General features: G+C 45.5%; 23 protein-coding genes and 2 pseudogenes. 19 read left to right on the plus strand and 6 right to left on the minus strand.

What is annotated here, in order from left to right; genetic code table 11:
- Nucleotides 1–8: 8 nt before the first annotated feature.
- Both RIM23_RS01285 and RIM23_RS01290 read left to right on the plus strand, forming a co-directional pair.
- A complete protein-coding gene (locus RIM23_RS01285) occupies nt 9–3,059 on the plus strand; it encodes a peptidase domain-containing ABC transporter (protein ID WP_446363770.1) in 3,051 nt (1,016 codons plus the stop codon).
- Nucleotides 3,060–3,181: 122 nt separating this feature from the next.
- Nucleotides 3,182–4,723, plus strand: coding sequence for an HlyD family efflux transporter periplasmic adaptor subunit (locus RIM23_RS01290; protein ID WP_446363772.1), 1,542 nt, complete (start codon nt 3,182–3,184; stop codon nt 4,721–4,723).
- Between the two features lie 169 nt (nt 4,724–4,892).
- On the opposite strand, the gene RIM23_RS01295 is transcribed toward RIM23_RS01290, so the two are convergent.
- Together RIM23_RS01295 and RIM23_RS01300 are read right to left on the minus strand one after the other, a co-directional pair.
- Entirely contained in the window at nt 4,893–5,249 is a 357-nt protein-coding gene (locus RIM23_RS01295; protein WP_446359917.1) for an element excision factor XisI family protein, read from the minus strand.
- Entirely contained in the window at nt 5,240–5,650 is a 411-nt protein-coding gene (locus RIM23_RS01300; protein WP_446359918.1) for a XisH family protein, read from the minus strand. Before RIM23_RS01300 ends, RIM23_RS01295 begins: the two co-directional genes overlap by 10 nt.
- A 388-nt stretch (nt 5,651–6,038) precedes the next feature.
- Between RIM23_RS01300 and RIM23_RS01305 the strand changes: the two genes are divergently transcribed.
- Nucleotides 6,039–7,865, plus strand: a complete 1,827-nt coding sequence (locus tag RIM23_RS01305; protein ID WP_446363774.1) for a protein kinase domain-containing protein — start codon at nt 6,039–6,041, stop codon at nt 7,863–7,865.
- Nucleotides 7,866–8,038: 173 nt separating this feature from the next.
- Here RIM23_RS01305 and RIM23_RS01310 read toward each other — a convergent pair whose 3' ends face one another.
- From RIM23_RS01310 to RIM23_RS01320, 3 genes are all read right to left on the minus strand, one after another.
- Complete coding sequence (locus tag RIM23_RS01310; protein WP_446363776.1) at nt 8,039–8,275, minus strand: hypothetical protein; 237 nt, start codon at nt 8,273–8,275, stop codon at nt 8,039–8,041.
- A 483-nt stretch (nt 8,276–8,758) separates the two neighbouring features.
- Nucleotides 8,759–9,166 (minus strand): hypothetical protein, encoded by a 408-nt coding sequence (locus RIM23_RS01315; RefSeq protein WP_446363778.1) that lies wholly within the window; start codon nt 9,164–9,166, stop codon nt 8,759–8,761.
- Between the two features lie 542 nt (nt 9,167–9,708).
- Complete coding sequence (locus RIM23_RS01320; protein ID WP_446363780.1) at nt 9,709–10,359, minus strand: calcium-binding protein; 651 nt, start codon at nt 10,357–10,359, stop codon at nt 9,709–9,711.
- A gap of 746 nt (nt 10,360–11,105) precedes the next feature.
- Between RIM23_RS01320 and RIM23_RS01325 the strand changes: the two genes are divergently transcribed.
- The 7 genes from RIM23_RS01325 (at nt 11,106) to RIM23_RS01355 (ending at nt 17,959) form a co-directional block, all read left to right on the plus strand.
- Nucleotides 11,106–12,386: a hypothetical protein gene (locus tag RIM23_RS01325; RefSeq protein ID WP_446363782.1), complete on the plus strand. Its 1,281-nt coding sequence runs from the start codon at nt 11,106–11,108 to the stop codon at nt 12,384–12,386.
- A 159-nt stretch (nt 12,387–12,545) separates the two neighbouring features.
- A complete protein-coding gene (locus RIM23_RS01330) occupies nt 12,546–14,819 on the plus strand; it encodes a heavy metal translocating P-type ATPase (protein WP_446363784.1) in 2,274 nt (757 codons plus the stop codon).
- A 219-nt stretch (nt 14,820–15,038) separates the two neighbouring features.
- A complete protein-coding gene (locus RIM23_RS01335) occupies nt 15,039–15,335 on the plus strand; it encodes a DUF5132 domain-containing protein (protein ID WP_446359925.1) in 297 nt (98 codons plus the stop codon).
- An 86-nt stretch (nt 15,336–15,421) separates the two neighbouring features.
- On the plus strand, nt 15,422–15,712 hold the full coding sequence (locus tag RIM23_RS01340) for a DUF5132 domain-containing protein (protein ID WP_446363786.1): 291 nt from the start codon (nt 15,422–15,424) through the stop codon (nt 15,710–15,712).
- A 78-nt stretch (nt 15,713–15,790) separates the two neighbouring features.
- Nucleotides 15,791–16,369: an HMA2 domain-containing protein gene (locus RIM23_RS01345; RefSeq protein WP_446363788.1), complete on the plus strand. Its 579-nt coding sequence runs from the start codon at nt 15,791–15,793 to the stop codon at nt 16,367–16,369.
- A gap of 223 nt (nt 16,370–16,592) precedes the next feature.
- Nucleotides 16,593–17,012: a hypothetical protein gene (locus tag RIM23_RS01350; RefSeq protein WP_446363790.1), complete on the plus strand. Its 420-nt coding sequence runs from the start codon at nt 16,593–16,595 to the stop codon at nt 17,010–17,012.
- The gene (locus RIM23_RS01355) at nt 17,009–17,959 is read left to right on the plus strand and encodes a pentapeptide repeat-containing protein (protein WP_446363792.1); all 951 of its coding nucleotides are present in this window, start codon (nt 17,009–17,011) and stop codon (nt 17,957–17,959) included. The genes RIM23_RS01350 and RIM23_RS01355 overlap by 4 nt, the downstream gene beginning before the upstream one ends.
- A gap of 99 nt (nt 17,960–18,058) precedes the next feature.
- On the opposite strand, the gene RIM23_RS01360 is transcribed toward RIM23_RS01355, so the two are convergent.
- On the minus strand, nt 18,059–19,024 hold the full coding sequence (locus tag RIM23_RS01360) for a glycine betaine ABC transporter substrate-binding protein (RefSeq protein ID WP_446363794.1): 966 nt from the start codon (nt 19,022–19,024) through the stop codon (nt 18,059–18,061).
- A gap of 244 nt (nt 19,025–19,268) precedes the next feature.
- Between RIM23_RS01360 and RIM23_RS01365 the strand changes: the two genes are divergently transcribed.
- The 9 genes and pseudogenes from RIM23_RS01365 to RIM23_RS01405 form a co-directional block, all read left to right on the plus strand.
- Entirely contained in the window at nt 19,269–20,150 is an 882-nt protein-coding gene (locus RIM23_RS01365) for a DUF928 domain-containing protein (RefSeq protein ID WP_446363796.1), read from the plus strand.
- Between the two features lie 89 nt (nt 20,151–20,239).
- Complete coding sequence (locus RIM23_RS01370) at nt 20,240–21,070, plus strand: metallophosphoesterase (protein WP_446363798.1); 831 nt, start codon at nt 20,240–20,242, stop codon at nt 21,068–21,070.
- Nucleotides 21,071–21,117: 47 nt separating this feature from the next.
- On the plus strand, nt 21,118–22,239 hold the full coding sequence (locus tag RIM23_RS01375) for a histidinol-phosphate transaminase (protein ID WP_446363800.1): 1,122 nt from the start codon (nt 21,118–21,120) through the stop codon (nt 22,237–22,239).
- 395 nt (nt 22,240–22,634) lie between these two features.
- A complete protein-coding gene (locus tag RIM23_RS01380) occupies nt 22,635–22,919 on the plus strand; it encodes a hypothetical protein (protein WP_446363802.1) in 285 nt (94 codons plus the stop codon).
- A 66-nt stretch (nt 22,920–22,985) separates the two neighbouring features.
- Nucleotides 22,986–23,507: a hypothetical protein gene (locus RIM23_RS01385; RefSeq protein WP_446347008.1), complete on the plus strand. Its 522-nt coding sequence runs from the start codon at nt 22,986–22,988 to the stop codon at nt 23,505–23,507.
- Nucleotides 23,507–24,037 carry a hypothetical protein gene (locus RIM23_RS01390; RefSeq protein ID WP_446351698.1) on the plus strand — a complete coding sequence of 177 codons (531 nt, stop codon included), beginning with the start codon at nt 23,507–23,509 and terminating at the stop codon, nt 24,035–24,037. Before RIM23_RS01385 ends, RIM23_RS01390 begins: the two co-directional genes overlap by 1 nt.
- A complete protein-coding gene (locus tag RIM23_RS01395; protein WP_446363805.1) occupies nt 24,037–24,171 on the plus strand; it encodes a hypothetical protein in 135 nt (44 codons plus the stop codon). Before RIM23_RS01390 ends, RIM23_RS01395 begins: the two co-directional genes overlap by 1 nt.
- A gap of 104 nt (nt 24,172–24,275) precedes the next feature.
- Nucleotides 24,276–24,404: pseudogene (locus tag RIM23_RS01400) on the plus strand (IS607 family transposase); the annotation flags it as partial.
- Nucleotides 24,401–24,804: pseudogene (locus RIM23_RS01405) on the plus strand (hypothetical protein); the annotation flags it as partial. The pseudogenes RIM23_RS01400 and RIM23_RS01405, both read left to right, overlap by 4 nt.

Here is a 24,804-nt window from a genome sequence, read left to right on the forward strand (position 1 = left end):
GCTTGCCCATGACCTACACTAAGACAACAATTCAGGATTTTCTAGCGGATATATTTCCCTTCAATCAACTTGAAGCCTCGACGCTAACTAAGTTGTCAGAAAAAAGTCAACTGTTGCGCTATCGTATGGGTCAACCCATCCTGGTGCGAGAAAAAATGCCCTCTCAGATATCAATTATCTATGAGGGAAAAGCACGTCTTTTGAGTTACGAACAGACCACCCAAAAACCGGTCACCCTGGACTTGTTGAAACCGGGCGCGATTCTGGGTTGGGTGAGTCTGATGCGGGGTATCCCTTGTGAAACCGCAATTGCCTCCACGGAGTCGGTCTGCTTAACTATACCCACGGGTCAGTTTTTAGCCCTGATGGCACAGGAACCCACCGCTACCGCTGCGTTCCAAAACCATTGCAATATCATTGAAGCCTTTGAGTTAATCGGTGCAGAGCTAGTCCGCCAAGCCAGTGGGATCACAAATCTTAAAGAACTTGCCCAAAACGCTTACCAGGATGCCCAGGTGCGTTACCTCTATCCCATGACCGACGCCAGCGAACTCCTGACGCCTGACCGGGTGTGGTTTGTCAGTGGGGGGAGTGTCGTCCGAGATTTTCCCGTGGGGAGTCGTCTCTCTCAAGAGGCAATTTCTCAGGGGCTAGATATCCAAGGGTCTACCCCAGCCAGAATTATTGGGTTTCGCGAATCGGATTTAGTCGGGGAAACTCAAACCGAACCCCCCACCACCCCAGTTACGGTAATTGACACACAGACTCCCCTAACCACCGACGATGACCCGTGGCTGGATGATGATCACGACAGCATCCCTTATGCGCCCGATAAACCACCCGAACCGACAGAGGATGCAGACCAAACCTCCCAAAAACACCGCAAATATCCCCATGTCCGAGGTAAGGGACTTCTGGATAGTACCGTAGCCTGTTTCCAAATGCTGAGTAAGCATTTAGAGATGCCCTTTCGCCGTGATGTGATTCGTCGGGTACTCAATGATCAGATGCAGCGAACTGGGGGTCTTTCCTTACCCCTGTGTGGTGCGGTGGCGGATTTAATCGGCTTACATGCCCAATTGGTGAATGTACCGCCCCAATCGCTCAATCGCCTGCAAACCCCCGCTCTCGTCCCTTGGTATGAAGGCTTTGCTGTTCTCTATGAAGCCAAACCCCGGGAACTGGTGCTGGGTGTGCCGGAACTAGGGATTGTCCGCCGCAAACCTGCCGATTTACTCGATAGTTTACCGCAACCAGAAACTGAAGACGGGGAGTCGCCCGCCGCGATTCCGGTGCTGCTGGTACAACGGACGAAGCACACCCAGCAGCAACGCTTTGGCTTGCAATGGTTTCTCCCGTCTCTGGTGCGCTACCGCCAGGTCTTAATCTTGGTGTTTATCGCCTCCTTTTTTGTGCAGCTATTTGGACTGGCGAATCCGTTGATGATCCAGGTGATCATCGATAAGGTTATTGTGCAGAACAGTATTGATACACTGCATGTGCTGGGGTTTTTCCTGGTAATTATTGCCATTTTTGAGGCATTATTAACCAGTTTCCGTACCTATCTATTTGTGGATACCACGAACCGGATTGACATGCATCTGGGTTCGGAGATTATTGACCACTTAGTCCGCTTACCGTTGCGGTATTTTGAAAAGCGTCCAGTGGGGGAACTGGCGAGTCGAATTAATGAGTTGGAAAATATTCGTCAGTTTCTCACGGGAACGGCGTTGACGGTGGTGTTAGATGCGGTGTTTTCCGTGTTGTACATCGTGGTCATGTTTATTTATAGTTGGGTGCTAACAATTGTCTCGTTGGCGATTATTCCCTTATTTGTGTTGTTAACCGTCATTGTTTCGCCGATTGTCCGTCGCCAACTGCGGGTTAAAGCTGAACGGAACGCCCAGACGCAATCCTATTTAGTCGAAGTCATGTCTGGGATTCAAACGGTAAAAGCGCAAAACATTGAGTTGCGAACGCGCTGGCAATGGCAGGAACGCTATGCTCGGTATGTATCGGCGGGGTTCAAGACGGTGCTAACCTCCACAACTGCGGGTTCAGCGAGTAATTTCTTGAATAAACTCTCGGCGTTGTTAGTGCTGTGGGTGGGTGCTTATCTGGTTTTAGATGGACAATTAACCCTGGGGCAATTAATCGCGTTTCGGATTATTTCTGGCTATGTTACCAGTCCCTTACTCCGATTAGCCCAACTGTGGCAAAATTTCCAAGAAACGGCGCTATCTTTAGAACGGTTGAGTGATATTGTGGATAGCCCCCAAGAAGCGGATGAGGCAGATCGCTTAAATATTCCCATGCCTGCGATTAAAGGGGAAGTGGAGTATGAAAATCTTTCCTTCCGCTTTGGCACCAGTGGTCCTTGGCAATTAACCAATATTAACCTGCATTTTCCGGCGGGCGTATTTGTCGGGATTGTCGGTCAAAGTGGTTCGGGTAAGAGTACGTTAATGAAACTACTGCCCCGCCTCTATGATGTTGATGCAGGGCGAATTCTGATCGACAACTACGATATCTCCAAAGTTGAACTCTATTCCCTGCGTCGTCAAGTGGGAATTGTACCCCAGGATAGTCTGCTGTTTGATGGTACGGTACAAGATAATATTGCCCTGACCAATCCCGATGCTAGCGCCGAGGAAATCATTGAAGCCGCCAAGGTAGCCGCCGCTCATGATTTTATTATGGGGTTGTCCAGTGGTTACAATACAAGAGTGGGGGAGCGAGGATCATCGCTATCAGGGGGACAACGCCAGCGGATTGCCATTGCCCGCACGGTACTGCAAAATCCGCGACTTTTAATTCTAGACGAAGCGACTAGCGCCCTCGACTATGACACCGAACGACAAGTTTGTTTAAATTTAATTGAAGCCTTCAAAGGACGCACTGTCTTTTTCATTACCCACCGTTTAACTACCATTCGCAACAGCGACATCATTTTAATGATGGATAAAGGGTCAGTCGTTGAACAAGGAACCCATGACGAACTGATGGCAATGCAAGGGCGCTACTACTGCCTCTATCAACAGCAAGACGCTCAACTTTAATGGTCATTCGTCTTTTGTCATTCGTCTTTTGTTTTTTCCAAGTCCTCAATATGACAAAAGTTCTTTGACTCTAAACAGTGACTCAATGACCAATGACCAATTGACGAAGGAGTAATTACATCATGAATCAACGCAACGGATCTAAAGCCAGCCAACCCGTCGCCTTATCGCCTTCCCAGTCGGTGAAAACCGCAACCAAAGCCGGAACGACTCGTCGGACGAATAAACTGCCGGAATTTGATCAACCCGTTATCCTGCAACAATCTCCCCTGTGGCCCCGAATGATTGTCGTAGCGATTATTGGCGTGACAGCATTAAGCGTCGGTTGGGCTTGTGTGGCGCAAATCGAAGAAGCCATTCCCGCCCAAGGGAAACTCGAACCCAAAGCCGCTGTAAAGGAAGTGCAAGCCCCCCAGGGTGGGGTTGTCGGGGTGGTGGACATTGAAGAAGGCGATCGCGTCGAAAAAGGGGATACCCTGCTCACCTTTGACCAAACAGCGGCTCAAGCGCAATTTAAATCACTCCAGCAAATTCGCGCCGCTTTAATTCAAGAAAATCAATTTTATCAAGCTCAGATGACGGGCAAAGCCGTTCCCATTGACCCGGAAAATCTACCGGAGAAACTCCCCCCCCAAATTGCCTCACTCACGAAAAATCGGGCGGCTTTAGTGGAAGAAAAGAACTACTATCAAGCCCAACTCACCGGAGATCCTACGGGTTTAACCTTGGCACAACGGCAACGCTTACAGGCAAGCCAAAACGAGTATAACTCTCGTGTCGCGGCAGCAGATTTAGAAGTCGAACAACTCAACCGCCAACTGACTCAAACCCAAATCCAACTGGCTGATGCTGAACAAGTGTTAGTGCTTAATCGAGAAATTACCGATCGCCTCGAGAATCTGTTCAAAGAGGGCGCATTCGGGGAACTCCAGTATCTGCGCCAGAAACAACAAACTGAAAGCAGCGCCGCTGAGGTAGAGCGTCTCAAGAAAGAACAGGAACGGTTAGACAAAGCGATCGAGCAAGCCCAGGAACGTAAACAAAACACCATGGCGCTCTCGGAAGAAGAACTGCGAACGCTGATTGCTCAAAACGAACAACGGATTGCCGAAATTGACAGCCAACTCACCAAAATTATTGTTGAAAACCAAAAACGCCTCCAAGAAATTGAGAGTCAACTCAGCCAAACCCAGTTAACGTTAACCTATCAAAAATTACAAGCCCCTGAAAGTGGCAAAGTCTTTGACCTCAAAGCCCATACCGGATTTGTCGCCAATACCAGTGAGCCGGTGGTGAAAATTGTACCGGATGATACCCTTGTTGCCAAAGTTTATATCACCAACAAAGACATTGGTTTTGTCAATGAAGGAATGCCCGTGGATGTCCGAGTTGATTCCTTTCCCTATAGCGAATTTGGAGATGTCAAAGGCGAGTTAGTCCAGATTGGTTCTGATGCTTTACCCCCTAATGAAGTCTACCCATTCTACCGTTTTCCAGCGGAAATTCGCATGGATAGACAAACAATATTGATCAACGGCAAAGAAGTTCCCTTGCAATCAGGGATGTCGGTGAGTACCAATATCAGGGTACGCAAGCGTCCTGTGATTAGTATTTTCAGTGATTTGTTTATGCGGAAAATTGATAGTGTGAAAACTGTACGGTAGCCGTTTGTTGGGGTGGTTTTGACGATTAACTGATATTACCACCCAGACCCCTATTGGCTAACCACAGCAACAGGTTTTATGTTTTTTTAATTCCTGCGTTAATGCTCTGTAATCTTTCCGACAAAGCACTTTTTATTCAGCAAGCCCTAATACTAATACAAGGATTGGATTAATGGGCGATCGCATCACCTGTACCAAAATCTGTCAACTGACGCACTTCGGGTTCATGGAAGGCTAAAACGATATCTTGTTTCGGTACTCCCATTTTGACTAATCGGTTGGCAATACCCTCTTCCGTACCATCATGCTGAATCCAAATTTTTCCACCTTTGATATCAACATGCAGAATACAGCCAAAATCACGCTTATTCCCACGCCACCCCACATATAGCAGTTGGTAGTGATCCTGCTGTGTATCAAAAACAGTCTGAACCTCATATTCTGGAGCCGTTCTTTGCCGCGCCGCCCGCTCAGCACGTTCTGAGAGCAGATGTTGGATATACTGGCGATATTGCTCTATAGCCATTGAACAATTACCTCCTGTTTCACATCGTAAATTACCAATCGTATTTGATACCGCTCAACTGCTGCTGTAATAAAGCGTCGCTGGAAAAAACTTTCATAAACTGGCACTCGCACAGCCAGATAAAGTTGGCGATCGGGTTCAATCCTTGCCAGTGCATCTCGATAGTTGAGGAATTGACCTAATGCTGTATGAAACTCTGAAACATTAGACGAACCGATAAAGCTTTTGACTTCTACAGCAATTTTCTGATTTTCTCGTTCTGCTGCTAACAACTGCTCCGCTGCCAAATCAATCTCAAAATCTACATCGTCGATACTAACTTCGTAAGGATCAGCCGTAATTTCCCAGTCGTCCTTTTCTAGAGCAGTTCTAACAACATCATGAAATCTATCTTTTACCATATTATACAAATGATTCAGACGCGCTTTAGTACTGGAGTGCCTTGATTGTGAAAAGCCCCTTTTGATAAAGCAACCTGTGTTCGTATGTCTGTTGGGGAGAGAGGAGGACTTTCCTCTCGATAATAACAAACTCTCTCGTTCGACAAAATCCCCGAAGAAGTGATCTGTACAATTAAGCATCCGATTAAAATTGGCAAGGGTTGTGGCTTAAGTTGACACCGATGGGTGGGCATTACCCACCCTACTCGATCAATCCCCAGGATTTGTGCCATTCATGTTACGCAACCTGCCCCGACTCAATTTAACCAGTGATCCCTGGCGTTAGTATGGGAGGCAGAGCCTAGGAATGAGGCTAATAACAAAGGACGAATGACATGACAAATAACCAATGAGTTACTGCATCAACCTCACCTGTCAGTCTCCCCAAAACCAGAATGGGACTAGGGTTTGCCAAAGCTGTGGGGCAAAATTACAGCTCGGCGATCGCTATAGACCCATTCGCCAAATTGGTCAAGGGGGTTTCGGCAGAACCTTCTTGGCGGTAGATGAATATAAACCCTCGAAACCTTATTGCGTAATTAAACAAGTTTTTCCCCAGGTTCAAGGGAGTCAAAACAGGCAAAAAGTTACAGAACTCTTTGAACAAGAAGCCGTGCGCCTAGATGAATTGGGTAAACATCCCCAAATTCCGGAACTCTTGGCGCATTTTGAAGCAGAGGGCTGTCAATATTTGGTGCAAGAGTTTATTCAGGGAAAAACTTTAGCCGAAAAACTGGCGCAAGGAGGTAGCTTTGGTGAAGCTCAAATTATTGACCTGTTGCAGGATTTATTACCCGTCTTACAATTTATCCACAACCAACAGGTGATTCATCGAGATGTTAAACCCGAAAATATTATTCAACGTCTTCCCTCTTCATCGTCTCAACTGACTCAAATTCCCACAACGGCGGCTGCGCCAAAACTGGTACTGGTGGATTTTGGCGCGTCCAAGTTTTCTCCGAGAACCGCCTTATCTGTTACCGGAACAATTATTGGGAGTGCAGGATATACCGCCCCAGAACAAGCCGCTGGGAAAGCCGTATTTGCTAGTGATATCTATAGTCTAGGTGTCACTTGTATTCACCTTTTAACCCAAACTGATCCCTTTGAACTCTATTCCTTCGATGACGGGATTTGGATATGGCGAGACGTTCTGAAAACTCCCATCAGTGAACGGTTAGGTCGTATTCTGGATAGAATGTTGCAGGGTGCGACGAAGCAGCGTTATCAGTCGGCGACAGAGGTTCTTCAAGACTTAGAGGCGATGACAAATCCGTCTTCTTTATCCCTATCGGGAACGGTTTCCTTACTCCCGATCAAAACAGAAATTATTGTCGCTAAACTGGGTGACGCTGATTATCGACGTATCCGGGATGCGATTAAACAGGCGGAACCTCAGACACGCATCGTGGTGCGTCCGGGTTTCTATCAGGAAAGTCTGGTGATTGATAAGGACGTTGAAATTGTCGGCGAGGGACAGCCAGAGGATATTATAATCGAAAGTCGATACCAACCTTGTCTGCAAATTCAGACCGAACAAGCCGTGATTCGGGGGTTAACCCTGCGCCATCAGGATTGGTTTAATCTGCAACAGGCAAATGGGATTGGGCGTCTGGTGAGTGAACCGTTGCTGAAGCCTTATGGGATTGATATTCCTCAAGGACAATGCATTCTGGAAGGTTGTACGATACTATCCAATGGTATTGCCTGTATCTATATTCACGGCGCGATCGCGAATCCGCAAATCCGCCATTGTCAGATCCAGGGAGGGGCGATGTATGGGATTTTGGTGAGTCACAAGGGTCAGGGATTAATAGAACACTGTACCCTATCGGATCATAATACAGGCGTGTATATCCTCAAAGGCAGTCATCCGACACTACGGCACTGCAAAATTTCTAGAATGCAGCAAGATGGCGTATTTATTGGTTCTGATTGTAAAGTGATGTTAGCCGCTTGCGATATTGCTGGAAACGGGGGAGTCGGCGTTACGATTCAAAAAGAGGGTAATGCCAAGATTTGGCAATGTCAGATTAATCGGAATCAAGCACAAGGAATTTATGTAGAATCAAATGGTGCAGGTCCGATTGAAGCCTGTGATTTAAGTGGGAATCGGGGTGGGGCTTGGTATATTGCGTCCCAGTGTTCCGTCAATCGGAGTGGAAATCGAGAATAGAAGACGCGCCATATTTATGCAGCAAGCCATTACCTCTTGCTTTTTGCTTTCCCTGCTTCCCTTAGAAGGGCGGGTTTAGTCAAGCTATCCGACATCAACAGAACGTTATCTGTTAAACCCGCCCCTACACCCCCTATTCCCTACCCCCACCACAAAACTTATTCAGCTTTCCCCTAAGTTTCGTAAGAACGCCCGCCTCTAGACAGGGCTGTTGCCAAGGCGATTCCGGGTAAGGTGAGCAAGATAGCCCAAGGCGATCGCAACCAGTCTAGCTGTGCCTCTTTTCGGTGATAAGACTTATACTTGCTATAGCTACAGGCTTGGGCAGAACTGGCTGAACTTAGCGCCACACCTGCTGCGATCGCGCTCGTTGCCAAAATAGCGGCGACTACTACTTTAGGTTTCATCATCTTAAGTGACGTCCTCCTACACCGACCCTACGGGTACGGTTGTAGGCTTCCTTTGTCGCCGTTGTAGAACGACGCTTCCGGCGTTTTATAGTGGGGAATACGCCCAGCCCCACTTCTTGCTTCTCGCAAGAGAAACTTGGACGATATGATATGAGGTTTGACTTTCACCATCAACTTACCAGCATTCGCAGCTTTGTAAATGAGAATTAAAAGAATTTGTCCTCCTTAGTGAATTATACCTTATACCGAACTTGTTGTCAGAAAAAATCCAAACAAGTTTCGATAGACTGGCAATTCATCTCACGCCTCCCTATCGGGTAGGACGTGAGGCTTCTTGCCAAATGAGCTAAATCTTAAAGGAGTTTGCTGGAATCTGTGTTTGCACCCAACTTGTCTAGATTTTATCGCGGTTTTCACTAAATTAGATCCCCGACTTGTTCAACAAATCGGGGATCTGAGGGAATGTTGGCAGAGGTTTAGGGATTAATGGAGATTGTCCTTAAACCAATGCTGATGTTTTATCCGTCTATAGGTCACTTCTGTGATCCTGTGAACGCCATTGATCTGAATACCTAGATTCAACAGCATCTCCCAACCTTCACCTAAAAGATTCAGTCCCAGTAATTCTCCTTGATTAAAGCAAATACTGTGTTCTTGAAAATTACTTAATTCGATCAGTTTCCCATTCCATACTAAAGACTCTAAAAGTACGGACTTCGTATTATTTCCGTTCAGGAAAGAATCAGAGTAACTAAATGTCCCTCTACCAACTCCACGCACCTGAAACTCATAGCAGAGGGAATCATGTGAGCCAAACCTGGTATTAACTTTGGCTAAGGGCTGGGAATCGCTAGGGGCAGCAACAGAAACGGTTGAGTAATTTTGATTCATTGGAAGTCTATAGGTAAAGGACAATCCTCTTGCTTCAGACAACACCCCGTCAAGCTTGAGTATTTACTATTCTATGTATTGCGCTTAATTAATATTTATAACATTCCGTTTACAAACTGTCTAGCATTCTCATTAAAATTGATGATAATTTTCAGAAAATCGGTCAATTAATTAATTTTTAATTGTAAAATTAAGCTTAGGTAAATTTATTTCTGTAAATATATTAAAAAAGATAAATTCAAGCCGCAAAGGTTTATTCACAAGCATAATGCGCTAATCTGAATGAAGAGTGTACATGCAACCTACTTCCACCCAGCGATCTCTCACGCTTGGGTTTCTTTTTTGCCACCTGGCGCGATCGCGAAATATCCGATTCATATTTTTGTAGGTGTCAAGATATACCTGTAGAGACGTTGCCTGTAACTATACCTGTAGAGACGTTGCCTGTAACGTCTCTACAAGGTTTTTGCGGTTGGCATAAAAGGGGATAGTCAACCCGGACCCGGATTTGGTAAGAGCTGGGTGATTATGGCTTGACGGGTTTAACTGGAAAACACAGTAAGTTCTGCGCCAAAAATATCAGTTGAATGAGCCGCCACAGTCTGAACATCAACATTATGCAGCGTTGCCATAATCGAACGATGAGCTAAACCGATCATCGTATTATTGCCTTGTCCCATCAAAACTACACCGCGTAGATCGGAGAGTCCCAAGTCAATTTGATCTTGATAGGGGTTAAAGTTATTAATCTCACTAAATCCCCACATTTCTAAGCCAATGGTATCCTGTCCACCACCCAGCCAGATTTGATTTTTACCTCTACCTGCATTAATTACATCATCACCTGAACCACTATAAATAATGTCGTTCCCATCTCCGGTATTAATCGTGTTTACCCCTTCACCCGCGTAGATGGTATCATCACCTGAGCCCGTGGTAATCCAATCAGCAGCCGAACCACCATAAATCAGGTTATCGCCACCTCCAGCATCAATTATATTTTCCCCTTCATTGGCATAAATAGTGTCATTGCCATCTCCAGCCGTAATCCAATCAGCAGCCGAACCGCCGTAAATTTGATTATTGCCATCTCTCGCTATAATCCTATTGGTTCCTTCACCTCCATAAATGACATCATCACTGGATGTGCCTTCTAGCCAATCATCACCAACTGTGCCAAAAATGTAATTCATCGACTTGCTCCAAATGTGATTGTTTGATATTGGGTTACCTCTTGGATATCTTGGCTAATAAGGCAACATCCCACTTATCTATTAATTCTTGCGGAAATTAAATCGCGTTAAGCCTCTTCCTAAAAACAATATGAATACGATATTTTTTAGACAGAGTAAAATTTAATTCAACTTTATTTTATAAACTTTTGCCTTACTTTTTGTAAAGTTTTAATAAAGAAATTGTCAGAACTTTATGAAGTTTTGGTCAAGACACCACCTAACTTATGGGCATCCCAATGTCAGCAATGTCTTGACGCCTAAATGCTGCTGTACTGTCCAGTTCGTCTTAAGTCGGGCTGGCTGAATCAGTGTGGTGGTGAGGGTAGGGAACGGGGAACAGTTAGATAGATAACGTATCCCAGAATACAAAGAATGAGTGAATACTCAACTTACGCATCAGCCCAATACTGTTTGGTTAAGGGAAGTAGGGGGAGCTTGTAGAGAGGTTTGAACCTCCAGAAAACATTCAACTAGAGCTTATCTGAGCAGTATGGCGAATCAGCTAAGCTTCTATCTGCCAAAATCTCAAGGGATCATCCGATATATGTATTCCTCTATACATAGAGTATAAGGTTAGGTTAAGAGATTCTCGAAAATTCATAATCTTTTTTTCAGATAAAAAATTATAGATAGGGTGTATGCTTAGATATGGAGGTTAACCTGTTCTTAACCAGAGAAACTCCACACTACTGTTACGAGGGTCAATGCCAATGGTTGGTGTGGTTTCACCTCGCCCAGAGCGGGAGGTCGAAATTTTACATCTGGTTCCGGGTCGTCTGAGACTCCGAGTCTTAGGAGAGGAACCGGGAACCGTATTGAGATCCGTTACACCCCACCTGCGAAAGCGGGATGGCGTGCGAGAGATACGAACCAATGAGCAAATCGGAAGTTTACTCATTACCTTTGATACGAATCAGTTATCTCTAGCTCAACTCTTTGAGAGCCTGCGGGATTTAGGAATTGCCGAAATTAAACAGCCACCGAGTCAGGAACCCTTAGACTCAGAGGCTTGGAAAAAAGCGGGAACTCAGCTTCAATCATTCATTCCCTTATTAATTGGACTATTGACCACAAGGCAACTGGGACTTCAAGGATGGCGGTCAATTGCAGTTTATCTACTGACAGCCAATGTCGTCCGTCAGATAATGCAGAACTTGGATTTGGCAGAAGGGAAGACAGAAGAAAAAGTAGAGGAAACAAGGCAGAAGGCAGCAGGAAATAATGCCGATTTAGATGGGCATGATATTACCAATTCAACAGCTTATGAACTCAATGACAAGCATCCAATAGTCGCACTTAATACCAATTCAACGGTTGTCTATAGCCTGGTTCACGCGGTTCCTGGACGGATGCGTTTTCGTGTCCCTAAAGTTGCCGAAGAGCCAGCTTATCTGCGGCGATTGGAATTGTTAGTTAAAAAAGATGACTGGATTACCCAGATGCGCTGCAACAGCACCGTCGCATCTGTGGTGATGACATACAACCCAATGGAGGTTTCCGAAGCTGAAGCTGGGTTACATTTCATTAGTCTGATTCAAATCGCCGCTAATCCTGATTCCAGGGATGTAGAGACGTGCCATGGCACGTCTCCAGGCACGTCTGGGAACCCGGTGGTCGGGGCGGGTTTTACCGATACCGTTCGGGAGACAAAAGATAACTTGACTAAACCCGCCCTTCCAGATGAACCAGAGGAAGGATCTGAGGAAATTGCAGCAGAGCCGGATTTGCCGCCACCGGAGACAAGTTTAGCTCCTCCTGTGCAGGTAGAGGAAGAGGATCACAGGAGCGAGGGATGTAGAGAGAGTTCTGTTGATCAGGATTTACTACCACCGAGCACTGATGATTCTGTTGCTGATGAGCCAGAACCAACGCCAGAGTCTCAGCCCGCGATCGCAACTTCCGTGAGTCCTTGGTTGGAATTTAAGTCAGCCGCGCTTTTAACCCTGCTCAAATTGATGGCAAAAACGCCAATCGTAGGCGTTTGATCTGGGTTTTGAGGCAAAAAGCGTAGGTTTCACAAGACATATTCCTCAACCTACCCCAACCGAAAGTTTGAGTTGCAATTTTCATCCTAGGGAGAGTGTTAACTCCCTGTATTGCTCACCAAAATTAATTGTATTGACAAAAAAAAGAGGGTGGTGATAATGAAGCAAGTGGTTTTGAAATCTGGCAATGTTTCCCAGAAACAGATAGCAGCCGTGGAACCTAAACCTCCAACTGTTGTAGAGCGGACGAAGCCAAAAACACGACAGATTCAGGTAACCTATCGAGTGGTTCACTCCACACCTGGACGAGTGCGGTTTCGGATTCCCCGCATTGCTCATGATTCTAACTATGCTCAGCGGCTGCAAAGGCTTTTAGCCGCAGAACCCCAGGTAACGTCTGTGCGGTTAAAACCAGCCGCCGCATCGGTGGTGATTCGGTATCTTCCCGGTGAAACTGATAGCCAGATGCGCTCCCGTTTAGGGAAAGTGATTCAGCTAGCTACCAATGCGGCGCTAACGATTCCAGGAAATATTACATCGACTCAGCCAGAAAACTCTGCAAAACCCGGAGATTGGTCTAGATTAAAATTACCGACGTTAGCCACACTAATTTCTCTAGTTAGTGGTCCATTGGGGTTATCGTTCCATCCCTTAATTTTGGGCGGTACAATCGCACTAGCCACAGTCCCAGTTGCTCGACGGGCGCTGGAAAGTATTACTCAGGAACGCCGCCTCAATGTTGATTTTCTTGATCTAGCCGCGATTACAATTATTACCGCTCAGCGTCACTTCCTCACCTCCTGTAGTATGTTAGGGCTAATTGAACTGGGTGAGGCAATTCGAGAACGTACAGCGCGTTCGTCTCGCAATCAAACCTTAGACTTACTCAGTTCCTTGGCGCAGTTTGTTTGGGTGGAACGCAATGGCGAAAAACAACAAATTCCGATTGAACAGGTACAGCCAGAGGATACGGTAATTGTTTATCCGGGGGATCAGATTCCCGTCGATGGGCAGATTCTCCAAGGCAAAGCCCTGATTGATGAGCAAAAACTCACGGGTGAAGCTATGCCGGTGGTGCGAAGTGAGGGCGATAGCGTTTATGCGTCTACGTTGCTGCGGGAAGGACAACTTTATATTTTAGCTGAACGCATCGGTGCGGATACCCTAGCTGGGCGGACATTAAAGTTACTGCAAGATGCACCTGTTCATGATACTCGTGTAGAAAACTATGCCGCGAAAATTGCCGATCGCATGGTAGTGCCCACATTATTATTAGGTGGGGTTATTTTTGCCCTGACTCGGAATGCAGCGAGGGCGGCGTCGATTTTAACCATTGACTTTGCTACGGGGATTCGGGTATCGGTACCCACAACCGTGATGGCGGCGATGTTAAGTGCAGCACGTCAGGGGATTCTATTGCGGAGTGGGCGGGCGTTAGAACAATTGGCGCGAGTTGATGCGATCGTTTTTGATAAGACGGGGACATTGACACAAGGCGATGTGGCAATAATTGGGATTACAACCGCTGATCCGGCTATTTCTGAATTGGAGGTGCTGCGACTTGCAGCAGCAGCAGAACAACGGATTACCCACCCCGTTGCGGAAGCGGTGATGCGTTACGCCAATTATCAGGAGGTGATTATACCCCAGCGTGGTGAGTGGGATTACCAAGTCGGTTTAGGGATTCAGGCGCAAATTGAAGGACAGACGGTTTTAGTCGGGAGCGAACGCTTCTTGGTGAAAGAGGGAATTGACCTAGAGTCATTCTATACCGCCTATCCTGAGGTGAAGACAACTGGATATCCGACAATTTATGTGGCAAGTAATGGCAGATTGCTGGGTATATTGCAATATACCGATCCCTTGCGCCCAGAAAGTGCGGAAGTGATTGCCATTTTGCGAGATGAGATGGGGGCAGAAATTCATATACTAACCGGGGATAATTGTCAACGGGCGGCGGTGGTAGCGGCTCAATTGAATATTCCTCCCAGTCACACTCACGCTGAAGCCTTCCCCCAACGCAAAGCCGAAGTGGTGCAGCAGTTACATGAAGCGGGGAAAACGGTGGCGTTTGTTGGCGATGGACTGAATGATTCAGCCGCGTTAGCCTATGCTGATGTATCGGTATCCTTCCGGGATGGTTCGGATATTGCCCGTGAAACCGCTGATGTGGTGCTGATGCAGAATAATTTGCGGGGTTTAGTGGAAGCCATTGCGATCGCACGCGATGCTAAACAGATTATCCGCCAGAATACCAATATTGTCGCTGTACCTAATTTATCTGGTTTAGCGATCGCGGCTACGGTGGGATTAAATCCAATGACAGCAACTTTAATTAACAATGGCTCTAGTGTCATCGCTGGCGTCAACGGATTACGCCCTGCACTCAAAAGAGATAAAGCGGCGATTGATGTTGAAGCCACGAGCGACTAATTGGAGTTTTTCCGACTGTAGGGGCGGGTTTCACAATTATCTTATATTGTCACCCAAATGTGACTAAACCCGCCCCTATATTCCCTCATCCGGGCAGGTTTGTGTAGGGGCGGGTTTCACAATTATCTTATGTTGTCACCCAGATGTGACTAAACCCGCCCCGATAACCAGACGCGCCCTGGCAAAAAGTTTCAATTGACTTACTTTTGGAGGTGTTTTATGAGTTTATTCGATCTCGAAGATTTAGTCGAAGACATTGGTATTCCCGGTGTCCTCATCGGTATTGGTGCAGTGGTTCTGGCACCGATTTTTGGTCCGGCGTTGGCGAAAGCAGGCAAACCCGTTGCCAAAGCCGCGATTAAAGGTGGCATTGTGTTCTATGAAAAGAGCAAAATTGTCATGGCAGAAGCTGGCGAAGCTTTGGGCGATTTAGTGGCACAGAGTAAGGCAGAACTGGCGACGGAACAAGACGGGAATAGCATTGTTCAAGTGTCCAATCATCCGGAAACGAACTAATAGTGTATCCCTAGCGTCATGCGTTTCCCTAGGGCGGTTGCTAGAATAACAGTTCCGGAAAAGTTTTTTGAATTAGGAGGTAGAGTATGGCTTTTAAAATAACTGATCTGTTTGAAGATCTGGGTGTTCCCGGTGTTGTGGCTGGTATTGGTGCCGTTGTTGCCGCGCCGTTGCTGATTCCGGCTGTTGCCAAGGTAGGTAAACCCGTTGCCAAGGCGATGGTCAAAGGTGGAATTGTCATTTACGAAAAAGGTAAAGGGATGATGTCAGAAACGGGTGAGGTTTTTGAAGACATCGTGGCGGAAGCGAAGGCAGAATTGGCTGAACAAAAAAGCCAAGCTGAATTAGAACCCGCGCCGAATAGTGAAATAGGTTAATTCCCATTAACCCTGTAGAGACGTGCCATGGCACGTCTCTACAATGCACGGTGCAAAATTTATAATTGAGAATTAATTATGCTGATCACCAATAATTCCAAAATGCCAAAATTAAGGGAAACGACGCCAGAAATGGGTAGTTCACCTATTTATGCTGAACTTATCAGTCAAACCCCAGGGCGAGTGCGATTGCGGGTGGCTCCAGAGTATCGCCAATCTCAGGACATTGAACCGCTGATTAAGTTGTTGAATGAACGTCTAGAGATTTATCGGGTACGAGCTAATATCCAGAGTGGCAGTATTACGATTTTTTACGCCCAAGATTACATTAACTTTGAGGGAGTTTGGGCGATTTTACAGGATTTAGGGGTCACGTTTAGCCCGATTCCTGAACAACCGAGAAATTCAGCAAACGGTCAATCTGATGCGGCGGCTAGCGTAACTTACGCTGTCACTCATCTCAACCGTCGCGTGAGACGGGCAACCGATGGGATAATTGACATAAGATTTCTGATTCCGCTGGGATTTAGTGTTTTAGCGATAAGACAATTAATCGTTAAGGGATTGATGATCGAAGCGATTCCTTGGTATGTTTTAGCTTGGTATTCCTTTGATAGTTTTATTAAGCTGCATTATACCAGCGAATCACAGGAATAGTTGCTCTTTAGTTTGTAGTAAGGGCTTTAGCCCATTAAGCCTTGAACTAAAGTTCCGGCTAAAAGCTTAAACCCGTTAAAACGGGTTGCAAGATTTAACCAGTAAGCTAAAGCTTAATTGAGCTTAAAGATAAGAAATTTATTTCAGGGCGTCCAAGTTGGCTACTACGAACGTGGGTGCATTCAGGTTATCGTGTAAGGGAGAGTCTAATGCTTGAGTCACGGTGAACAAAATTAAGCAGGTTTGGCGGCAATTTCTCAATCCTGATGAGTGGTGGAAGCTTCTCAACACCGATGTTCGGGAATTAGGGAAACCGGGAGAAATTGCCGAGGCTGGCGCAGAGGTTTCCAAAGCTGGGTTAGAATTAGCGATCGCGCTAGGTTTATTGGGAACGCCAGCCGCACCTGTGGCGGCGGGGTTGTCGTTTGTGGGGCTTGCTCGCAAAGGGGTGAACCTGTATCGCAATAAGGGAAAGACAAGCTTAGAAGAGTGGGCTGCGATCGCGTTTCCTTTAGCCTATCTGGAAAGCTTCGATACGTTGGTGCGTGAGAATGATTGGCTAAAGCAAAAAATCGGTTCTGGGATATCAAATCAAGCAGCTAAATCACAACTGGATCAGCTTGGAGAACTTCAATTGCCATGATTGAGGAACGTCTAAAGGGAGATGATCAAGCCAGAAAATTGTTAGAAAAGGCACGAGAACGCATTGGTGATAATCCGTTGAGAAATGCGCTATCAGCGTTTTATTTACGACCTGCTTCGGCTGCTGACGCTACAGAAGGAGCGGTAGAATTTGTCCATAAAAGTTTTGCTGAGTTTTTAGGCGCTCAGCGGTTAGTTGAAAGCTTGAAAAAGTGGGTTTTGGAAGAACCGCGCCGCAAACGTGGAGGTTTTCTAGTTAGCAGGGAAAAGTTAGCCGAGGAAGTGTACGATTTACTGGGTTATGGGGGACTGACGTGGGAAATTGTCGAGTATATGATGGTGTTGCTTGATGTCAGTCAGGAAGAATTTGTGCAATTATTCGAGCGTTTGGAAGAGTTCTACCTCGATTGGTGCAATGGGGAGTTTATTGATGCAGAACCTACGAGTAATCTGCCTCAGAAAACGATGCTGCAATTAAGAAAGTATGGCAGTTGGATGGGATTGCGAGAGGTGGATATCTATGCTGGGATAAATGTGATGATTCTGCTGTTAGCATTGAATCGTTACGCTCAGAACACGGATGAACTGAAGGGTAAAATTAGCTTTAATCCTTGTGGTCAGCCAGATAGTGACAGTTTTGAGCCAACTCGATTGCTTCGCATTATTAGTTATAGTAATAGTGTTAAGCTTGACACCTTTATAAATACGGTTTATCTGTTTTTGAGTAACGTCAATCTTAAGCAGGTCAATCTCAGAGGTGCTAAACTCAGTGGGGCTGACCTTTGTGGTGCTACATTCCAGGATGCAAATCTAAGCAGCGCCAAATTCATGAGCCGCTCAAATGCTGACCTATCCTACTATTCAGACAACAGACTGGAAAGACGCGATCGCAGGCTGTGGGAGGGCGGGTTTTGTACGAAAGTTATCGGTTATGTTTTGATATGTTAGTCCCTAAACCCGCCCCTACAGATTAGGTTTACGATAGTGCGATTAATTTAGTCCGCGCAGGCGGACTTTGTTTGTGTAGCTGCGATTTCCAATCGCCAGCTAAGATATAACCTGATTAAGTTGTTTAACCACCCACTTCCGCACGACTTGATGCACCTCGGCGGCTACTTCGTCTAAAAATCCCTCTTGCATGAGAAACTCTTTAGCCACCTCAGCCGGTTCGCGTTTCTTACCACTCACTTCATAATTCAATCGTCGCATCGTTTCATTAGTCAACTTGGGCGCTAACTTATTCAGCGCGTCTCGGATTCCTGGATACTTCTCCAATGTTTCTTGACGCACCACTGGCGCAACTTGATAGGGCGGAAATAAGTTTTTATCATCCTCCAATACAACTAAATTCAATGCACCGATTTCACCATCGGAACTAAACCCCACCACGACATCAGCTTGTCCTTCGGTTAAGGCTTGATATCTTAATCCCGGATCAGTGGGAATAAATTTTTTAAGTTGAAAATCCCCATACACTTGTTTTAACCCCGGTAATCCATCCTCACGCATCTCAAATTCCGGTGGACCAATCAAAGTTAATTGATTTGCCTGAGCTACCATATCGGAAATTGTTTTAATATTGTATTCTTTCGCGCCCTCCTGAGTCATCGCCAAAGCATTCGTATTATTCATCGGTGCAGGTTCTAGCCAAACCAGATTATATTTCTCTTGATAACTATCCGCCACCGTTTGATAAACCTGCTGTGGATCACTATTGGTAGGACGCTTTAACACCGTTAATAAAGCCGTCCCCGTATACTCTGGATATAAATCAATTTGACCACTTTCCAAACCCGCTTGCGCCACGGGTGTTCCGCCCAAGTTTAGCTTCCGTTCGACTTCAAACCCTTGATTTTCAAGTACCAAAGCATACATTTCTCCTAATATAAATTGCTCAGTAAAATCTTTCGAGCCTACCTTAATCGCACTCCCACCCCCCTGACAGGCGATCGCGAATACCATCGTCAACAGGGCAAGTCCAATCAGGGTAACAGTTCGACGCACTCGGGGCATAAATCTACCAAGTCTCAACATTCTTGTATGGTATCAAGAAATGGAGATAACTTCCTCAACTTATTACCGACAACTATCTATTTCAACACATTGACACAATGGTAGAACAGATCAGTTCCAGACTAAGCGGCTACTGATCCAAAACTGAGAGTGACAATCTCCCCTGAGCATCTTGTTTATGTACAGTCCTGATGATAAATGAGAAATGAGAAAGAATTGAAAAAGCTATACTGAATTTATAGTCATGCTGAACGCGATCGCGAATACTATGATTTGTCCTAAAAATTGGATTGCAGCTTCTTTAACCTCCTGGATAAGCCTAGTTTGCTTAAGTATTTCACAGCCAGCTCAAGCCGAGTCTTCATTTGTCACAAATTTTAATAGAGAAACTAAAAATGAAGATTTGGTAAAGTGTGGCTATACCAAAGAAGAAATTACGTTAAAGATTCCGGATAAGGGAGTGTTGAATCAACTAGACATTACGCCAGGAAATCGGATAGAAAACTATGCCGCAACTCGTTGTCAAGGATATCGCCCGCCGATTCCGTTAATGGCGTTAATCCCTCAATCCACATTTGGCACAACTATCGCTGAATATCCCACCTTGTATTTTTATATTCCAGATGTAAGTGTAAAGAATGTTAAAGCCGAGTTTAGTTTCTATGATCAAACCTTAAAAACCATCATTTATGAAAAGGAAATTCCGCTACAAGCCAGTGATAGCATTATTGCCGTTGATCTAGCCAATGCTCCAGATTTACCTCCCTTAGAGGTGGGCAAACCCTATTTCTGGTATTTCAGTATTATTTTCGATCAGTATGACCGGAGTGACAGCACCTATGTCGCCGGGTGGATACAACGAGTCACGCCAAATTCCCCCATTAATCAGGAATTAGACAGGGCTGCACCTAAGGCGAAGCCTGCTATCTATGCCCATCATGGGATTTGGTATGAAACCCTCGAAAGTCTAGTCCAGTTGCGTTGTGCGGAGCCGGAAAATTCTACTGTAGCATCAAATTGGCAATACTTATTGCAGCAAGTTGGATTATCCGACATTGCTAGAAAACCTTTAGCGCAATGTCATTCAGCCTTAATAGCGGATCAGTTTTCGGAATCTACAGAGTAACCTGAGTATAGGGGATCACAGGGAATGAATCCAATGAAGCGCTAAGCTAATCTGGAATCATTCTTGCCAGATTTATTAAAATTAATACTATGGCTTGGGTATTTTCAGGACGATTAAAGGTTGAGCGGATAACGGTTGCGATCGCGAATTTGCCACCGTCATTACAAGGAACTAAACTGGTACAGCTTAGTGATTTACATTATGATGGTTTTCGCCTGTCGGAAGCGATGTTGGCTGAGGCGATTGAGGTGAGTAATCAGGCTCAACCGGATTTAGTTGTGTTAACTGGAGACTACATCACCTATCAGCCAGAACCGATTCATCAACTGGTACGGCGATTAAAATACTTGGAAAGTCGTGCGGGAATCTATGCGGTACTAGGAAACCACGACATTTACCACCACCAAGCCAAAACCACAGTTACCGAGGCGCTAACCCAGATTGGCGTGCGCGTTTTATGGAATGAAATTGTCTATCCTTTAGGCAAAGGATTAGCCTTGGTAGGATTAGCGGATTTTTGGTCCCGTGAATTCAATCCCACCCCGGTGATGAACCAAATCGATCCTCAGATACCCCGTATTGTCTTATCTCATAACCCGGACACGGCTGAACCCTTACAGAAATGGCGCATCGATTTACAGTTATCAGGTCATACCCACGGAGGTCAAGTGGTGATTCCTGGATTTGGACCTGCGGCGTTATTGCTACCCATCCTGCGACTACTTATTCCTCGACCCCTGCACAAGTGGATTCCCTTTCTGAGAGAATGTTATCGAGTGGTCGATCATTGGGAATGGGGACAAGGAATGCATCAGGTTGGTGCAAATCGCCTGTATGTGAATCGTGGGTTAGGAACTTATGCACCCGGACGTCTATTTTGTCCGCCAGAAGTTACTATTATTACTTTAGAGAGGGAATAGGCAAGAGGGAACAGGGAAACCAGTATCAATAGAAACAGGTAACTAATATGTTGGGGTTCATCCGGTCAGATTTGGCTCAATTTACGGCTTACACTCCTAATCCAGGGGGAGATTCGGGTAAGCCAATCCTATCGTGCGATCGCGTGGATGCGAATGAAAGTCCTGATGATTTGCCCGTTGAGTTAAAAGAAAAGCTAGCATGGACCTATCAACAGGAGATTGAGGCGAACCGCTATCCCGATGGTTCTCATCAAGCCCTAAAAGATGCGATCGCGCAGTATGTGACTGAATCGGCTGATCTAGAAATACCCGTAACCTCTAGCCAAATCTCAGTGGGTAATGGTTCAGATGAACTGATTCGTTCTCTATTAATTACCACCTGTTTACGGGGAGAAGGTTCAATTCTCGTCGCCAATCCCACATTCTCCATGTACGCGATTCTGGCGCAAACCTTGGGTATTCCGGTGGTAACAGTTGGACGTTGTTCGGATAACTTTGAGATTAACCTAGGCGAAGCCCAACGCGCGATCGCCCAATCAGAACATCCCCCTATCCGTGTAGTTTTCGTTGTTCACCCCAACTCCCCCACAGGCAATTCTCTCACACCGGCTGAACTCAAATGGTTGCGAAGTTTACCTGATCATATTCTCGTGGTGATTGATGAGGCATACTTTGAATTTAGCCAAACCTCTGTCGTTAAAGAATTAGCGCAGCATCCCAACTGGGCAATTCTGCGAACCTTTTCCAAAGCCTTTCGCTTAGCCGCCCATCGGGTAGGGTACTGTATCGCCCACCCAGAATTAATTGCCGCATTAGAAAAAATGCGCTTACCTTATAATTTACCCAGCTTTTCCCAAGCCGCCGCCCTTATCGCCCTGACTCACCGCGATCAACTCTTAGCCACGATTCCCCGAATTATTACCGAACGCGATAAATTATTAGCTACATTATCAGAGCATCCCGGCTTACAGGTTTGGTCAAGTGCTGCCAATTTTATTTATATTCGCCCTCGCCAACTGGAACAAAATACCCTAAGCCAGATTGTTCAACAGATGAAAGCCCAAGGTACTGTAATCCGAAATACAGGTGGCGGATTACGCATTACTGTGGGTTCTCAACAAGAGAATCAGCGTACCTTAAAGCGATTGCAAAAAGTTCTGATCCATTGACTTAGTTTTTTATTCTTTAGGCGATTGGATAAGTATTAATACTGCTCGAAAAGATCTGGGTATTAATACTTGATTGACATTCCTTTGAATAATGAACTATACTGACTCCATCAAGACAAAGGGAATACAGATCAGCTAAATCATCTTACAAAAGTTATATTCTGCACAATGATCAGCCAAGCAAGTTAGTAATCTAAGAGTCTTGGGTTGACTCAAGATTATTAACTTGCTTTAAATCAGCCATATATGCCTGTGCAAAGTATCACTTGATGCAAATGATCGATGCAGCTAAGGCTATTCTCACCCATCCTATCCTGAGGTTGAAAAGCTTTGGGAGCTTGACTGCAAGTGTGATTTTTTCAGACTAACAGCAGAGTGAGAGTGAGGATACACAAATGATTGACAAAGTAGCCAACAGTTTTGGGGCTAAGATTAACCTACAGATTCCCCAGTCGAATCAAAACCAAACATTTTTGGTCAAATCGGCTTATCCCCAAGTCAATCTTCCCGCTCTCATCTCCTCCCAGGGAGGGCAAATTTTAATTGATGGCAGAGTATGGGTAATTGCCCAACTTATGTTCCATCAGGCTATGGAATTACGCAAGCTTCGTGAAATTGCTTTCGTTGGAGGTATCACCTTAGATCCTCAGCGTTTTACCGCCTTTTCACAGCCTTTATAAAACTCGCAGGGTTCATCTTCTAACTAAGGTCAAACTAACATTCTAGTTTTAGAAGAGGAATAAATCATGCCCAGCGTTGGACAAGAACTTCTCGATGTGCCACTTCCCGAAATGGTAGCCAAGCTAGCAATGGGTATTGCCACCGCCCAAGCTGCCTTAGACGAGAATTCGGTTAACACGGCACAGTTACTGGCAGAAACAGAAGTTCCGGTTGTGTTCGGTGTTAGTCAGATTATTGCTGAGGATGGCACAGTCAGCTTTACCCAATCACCTCCTATCGATGTCTCACTTTTACAAATTGGTCTATTGCCGACATTTTACCAGTTTTCTGAAGCCACTATTGAGGTTTCAATGGACATTAAAACGACAACCAGTCGGCAGACTAATGTTAACGTATCCGCCAAGGCAAAAGTTGGCTTTGCCTTATGGAGTTCATCGGTAAGAGTTGATGTCTCTCATAACCGCAAATTTGGCAAGGAAGTGCAGGGGACAAGTCGCTTGTTTACTCGCCTCGCTCCCGTCCCCCCACCCGAACGGATTGCACCTATATTGACAGTGGTAGATAATCGTCCTGATGGAGGTGCATAATGGCATTCGATCTCACACCCAAAGATCCAAATGAGCCAATTCAGGAACTGGCGGGTGCGTCATTAGCGGAAGTCCTTACTCAACTTGCAGAAGCAATTGCCGAAGGACAGGCGAGGCTTGATCTATCATCCGCCCAAGTTGTTCAGGAGTTAGCACAAACTCAAGTTGATATTGTCCCCAGTATTCGACAGATTATCCGAGAAGATGGGACGGTAGAATTTCAACAAGCTGAACCTGTCAGGGTGAGCTTACTCGATTTGGGCATATTGCCGACGTTCCTTGCCTTTTCTGAAGCAACAGCAGAGGTAGCCATGGATCTGAAAGTGGTGGAGAATGTCACTCAATCTGGCAATACCAACAAACGCAAGTCTCTGTTTGCGGCGACTCAATCCCTAAGAACAGAACGACGTTTGAATCGGGACGTTAGCGTACACACAAAATTGACGGCTAAATTAGTGCCAGTACCCGTACCCGCTCGTTTACAACCGATAATCACCGTGGAAGATCAACGCGAGGGAGGGGGTGTCTGATGGCGAAGGATAAGATGCGTATTGATGCCTTTCTTAGTGAGTTTGGCAAGTCGATGATCCAAGCTCAAGCTCAGATCAATGCTGAGGTACTGGAGCATCCTGTTGGTTTTGAAGGGTTAACTAACAGTCCGTAAATATCTAGACAATTAGTGACATAACTGGACATTTTCTATGATATAATCAGGCAATGTCTAGTTTAACCCCCCAAGAAGCAGCTACTCTACTTGATGATAGTACATTCGAGGAAGACTTAGCGGCAGATGTATTAGAAATTATCACAGTATTTTCCGCTCGTCTATATGGGAGTAGAAGTCATAAGAACAAAAAAATAGTGGACGAACTGAGGGAGGTAGCCAAAAAGCTATGACGACGATAACTTATTGCAAAGGCTTGCCAACTCCCGCCGATGAACTTAACCCCATCGGTTTCACCGACTTGGAGATGTTTTTAACTTCATTGTCCGATATATTTTATCAAGCAACAGTTGAAACAGTTAACCATTTATTAAATAAAGAAATAAAATTTAATCAAGCCAGTTGGAATAGTTATATTCAAGAGAAATACGGGTTCAGTAAGCGTTATGCTAACGGAGTAATTGCATTATCTAGAGGAAAAACTGACTCGGCTAAAGAATGTAGAAAAATCCAAATAAAGCAATTAGAATCACGAGTTCAGTCAGGGAAAGATTGGGTAACCAGAGCCACTAATAAAATTAAGTTAGCGCGGAAGTTCTATGGGAAAAAGAACTGGATAGCCTCCAAAAGCGG

The sequence above is a fragment of the Coleofasciculus sp. G3-WIS-01 genome, assembly GCF_040223135.1.
In the GTDB taxonomy this organism is placed as follows: domain Bacteria; phylum Cyanobacteriota; class Cyanobacteriia; order Cyanobacteriales; family Coleofasciculaceae; genus Coleofasciculus.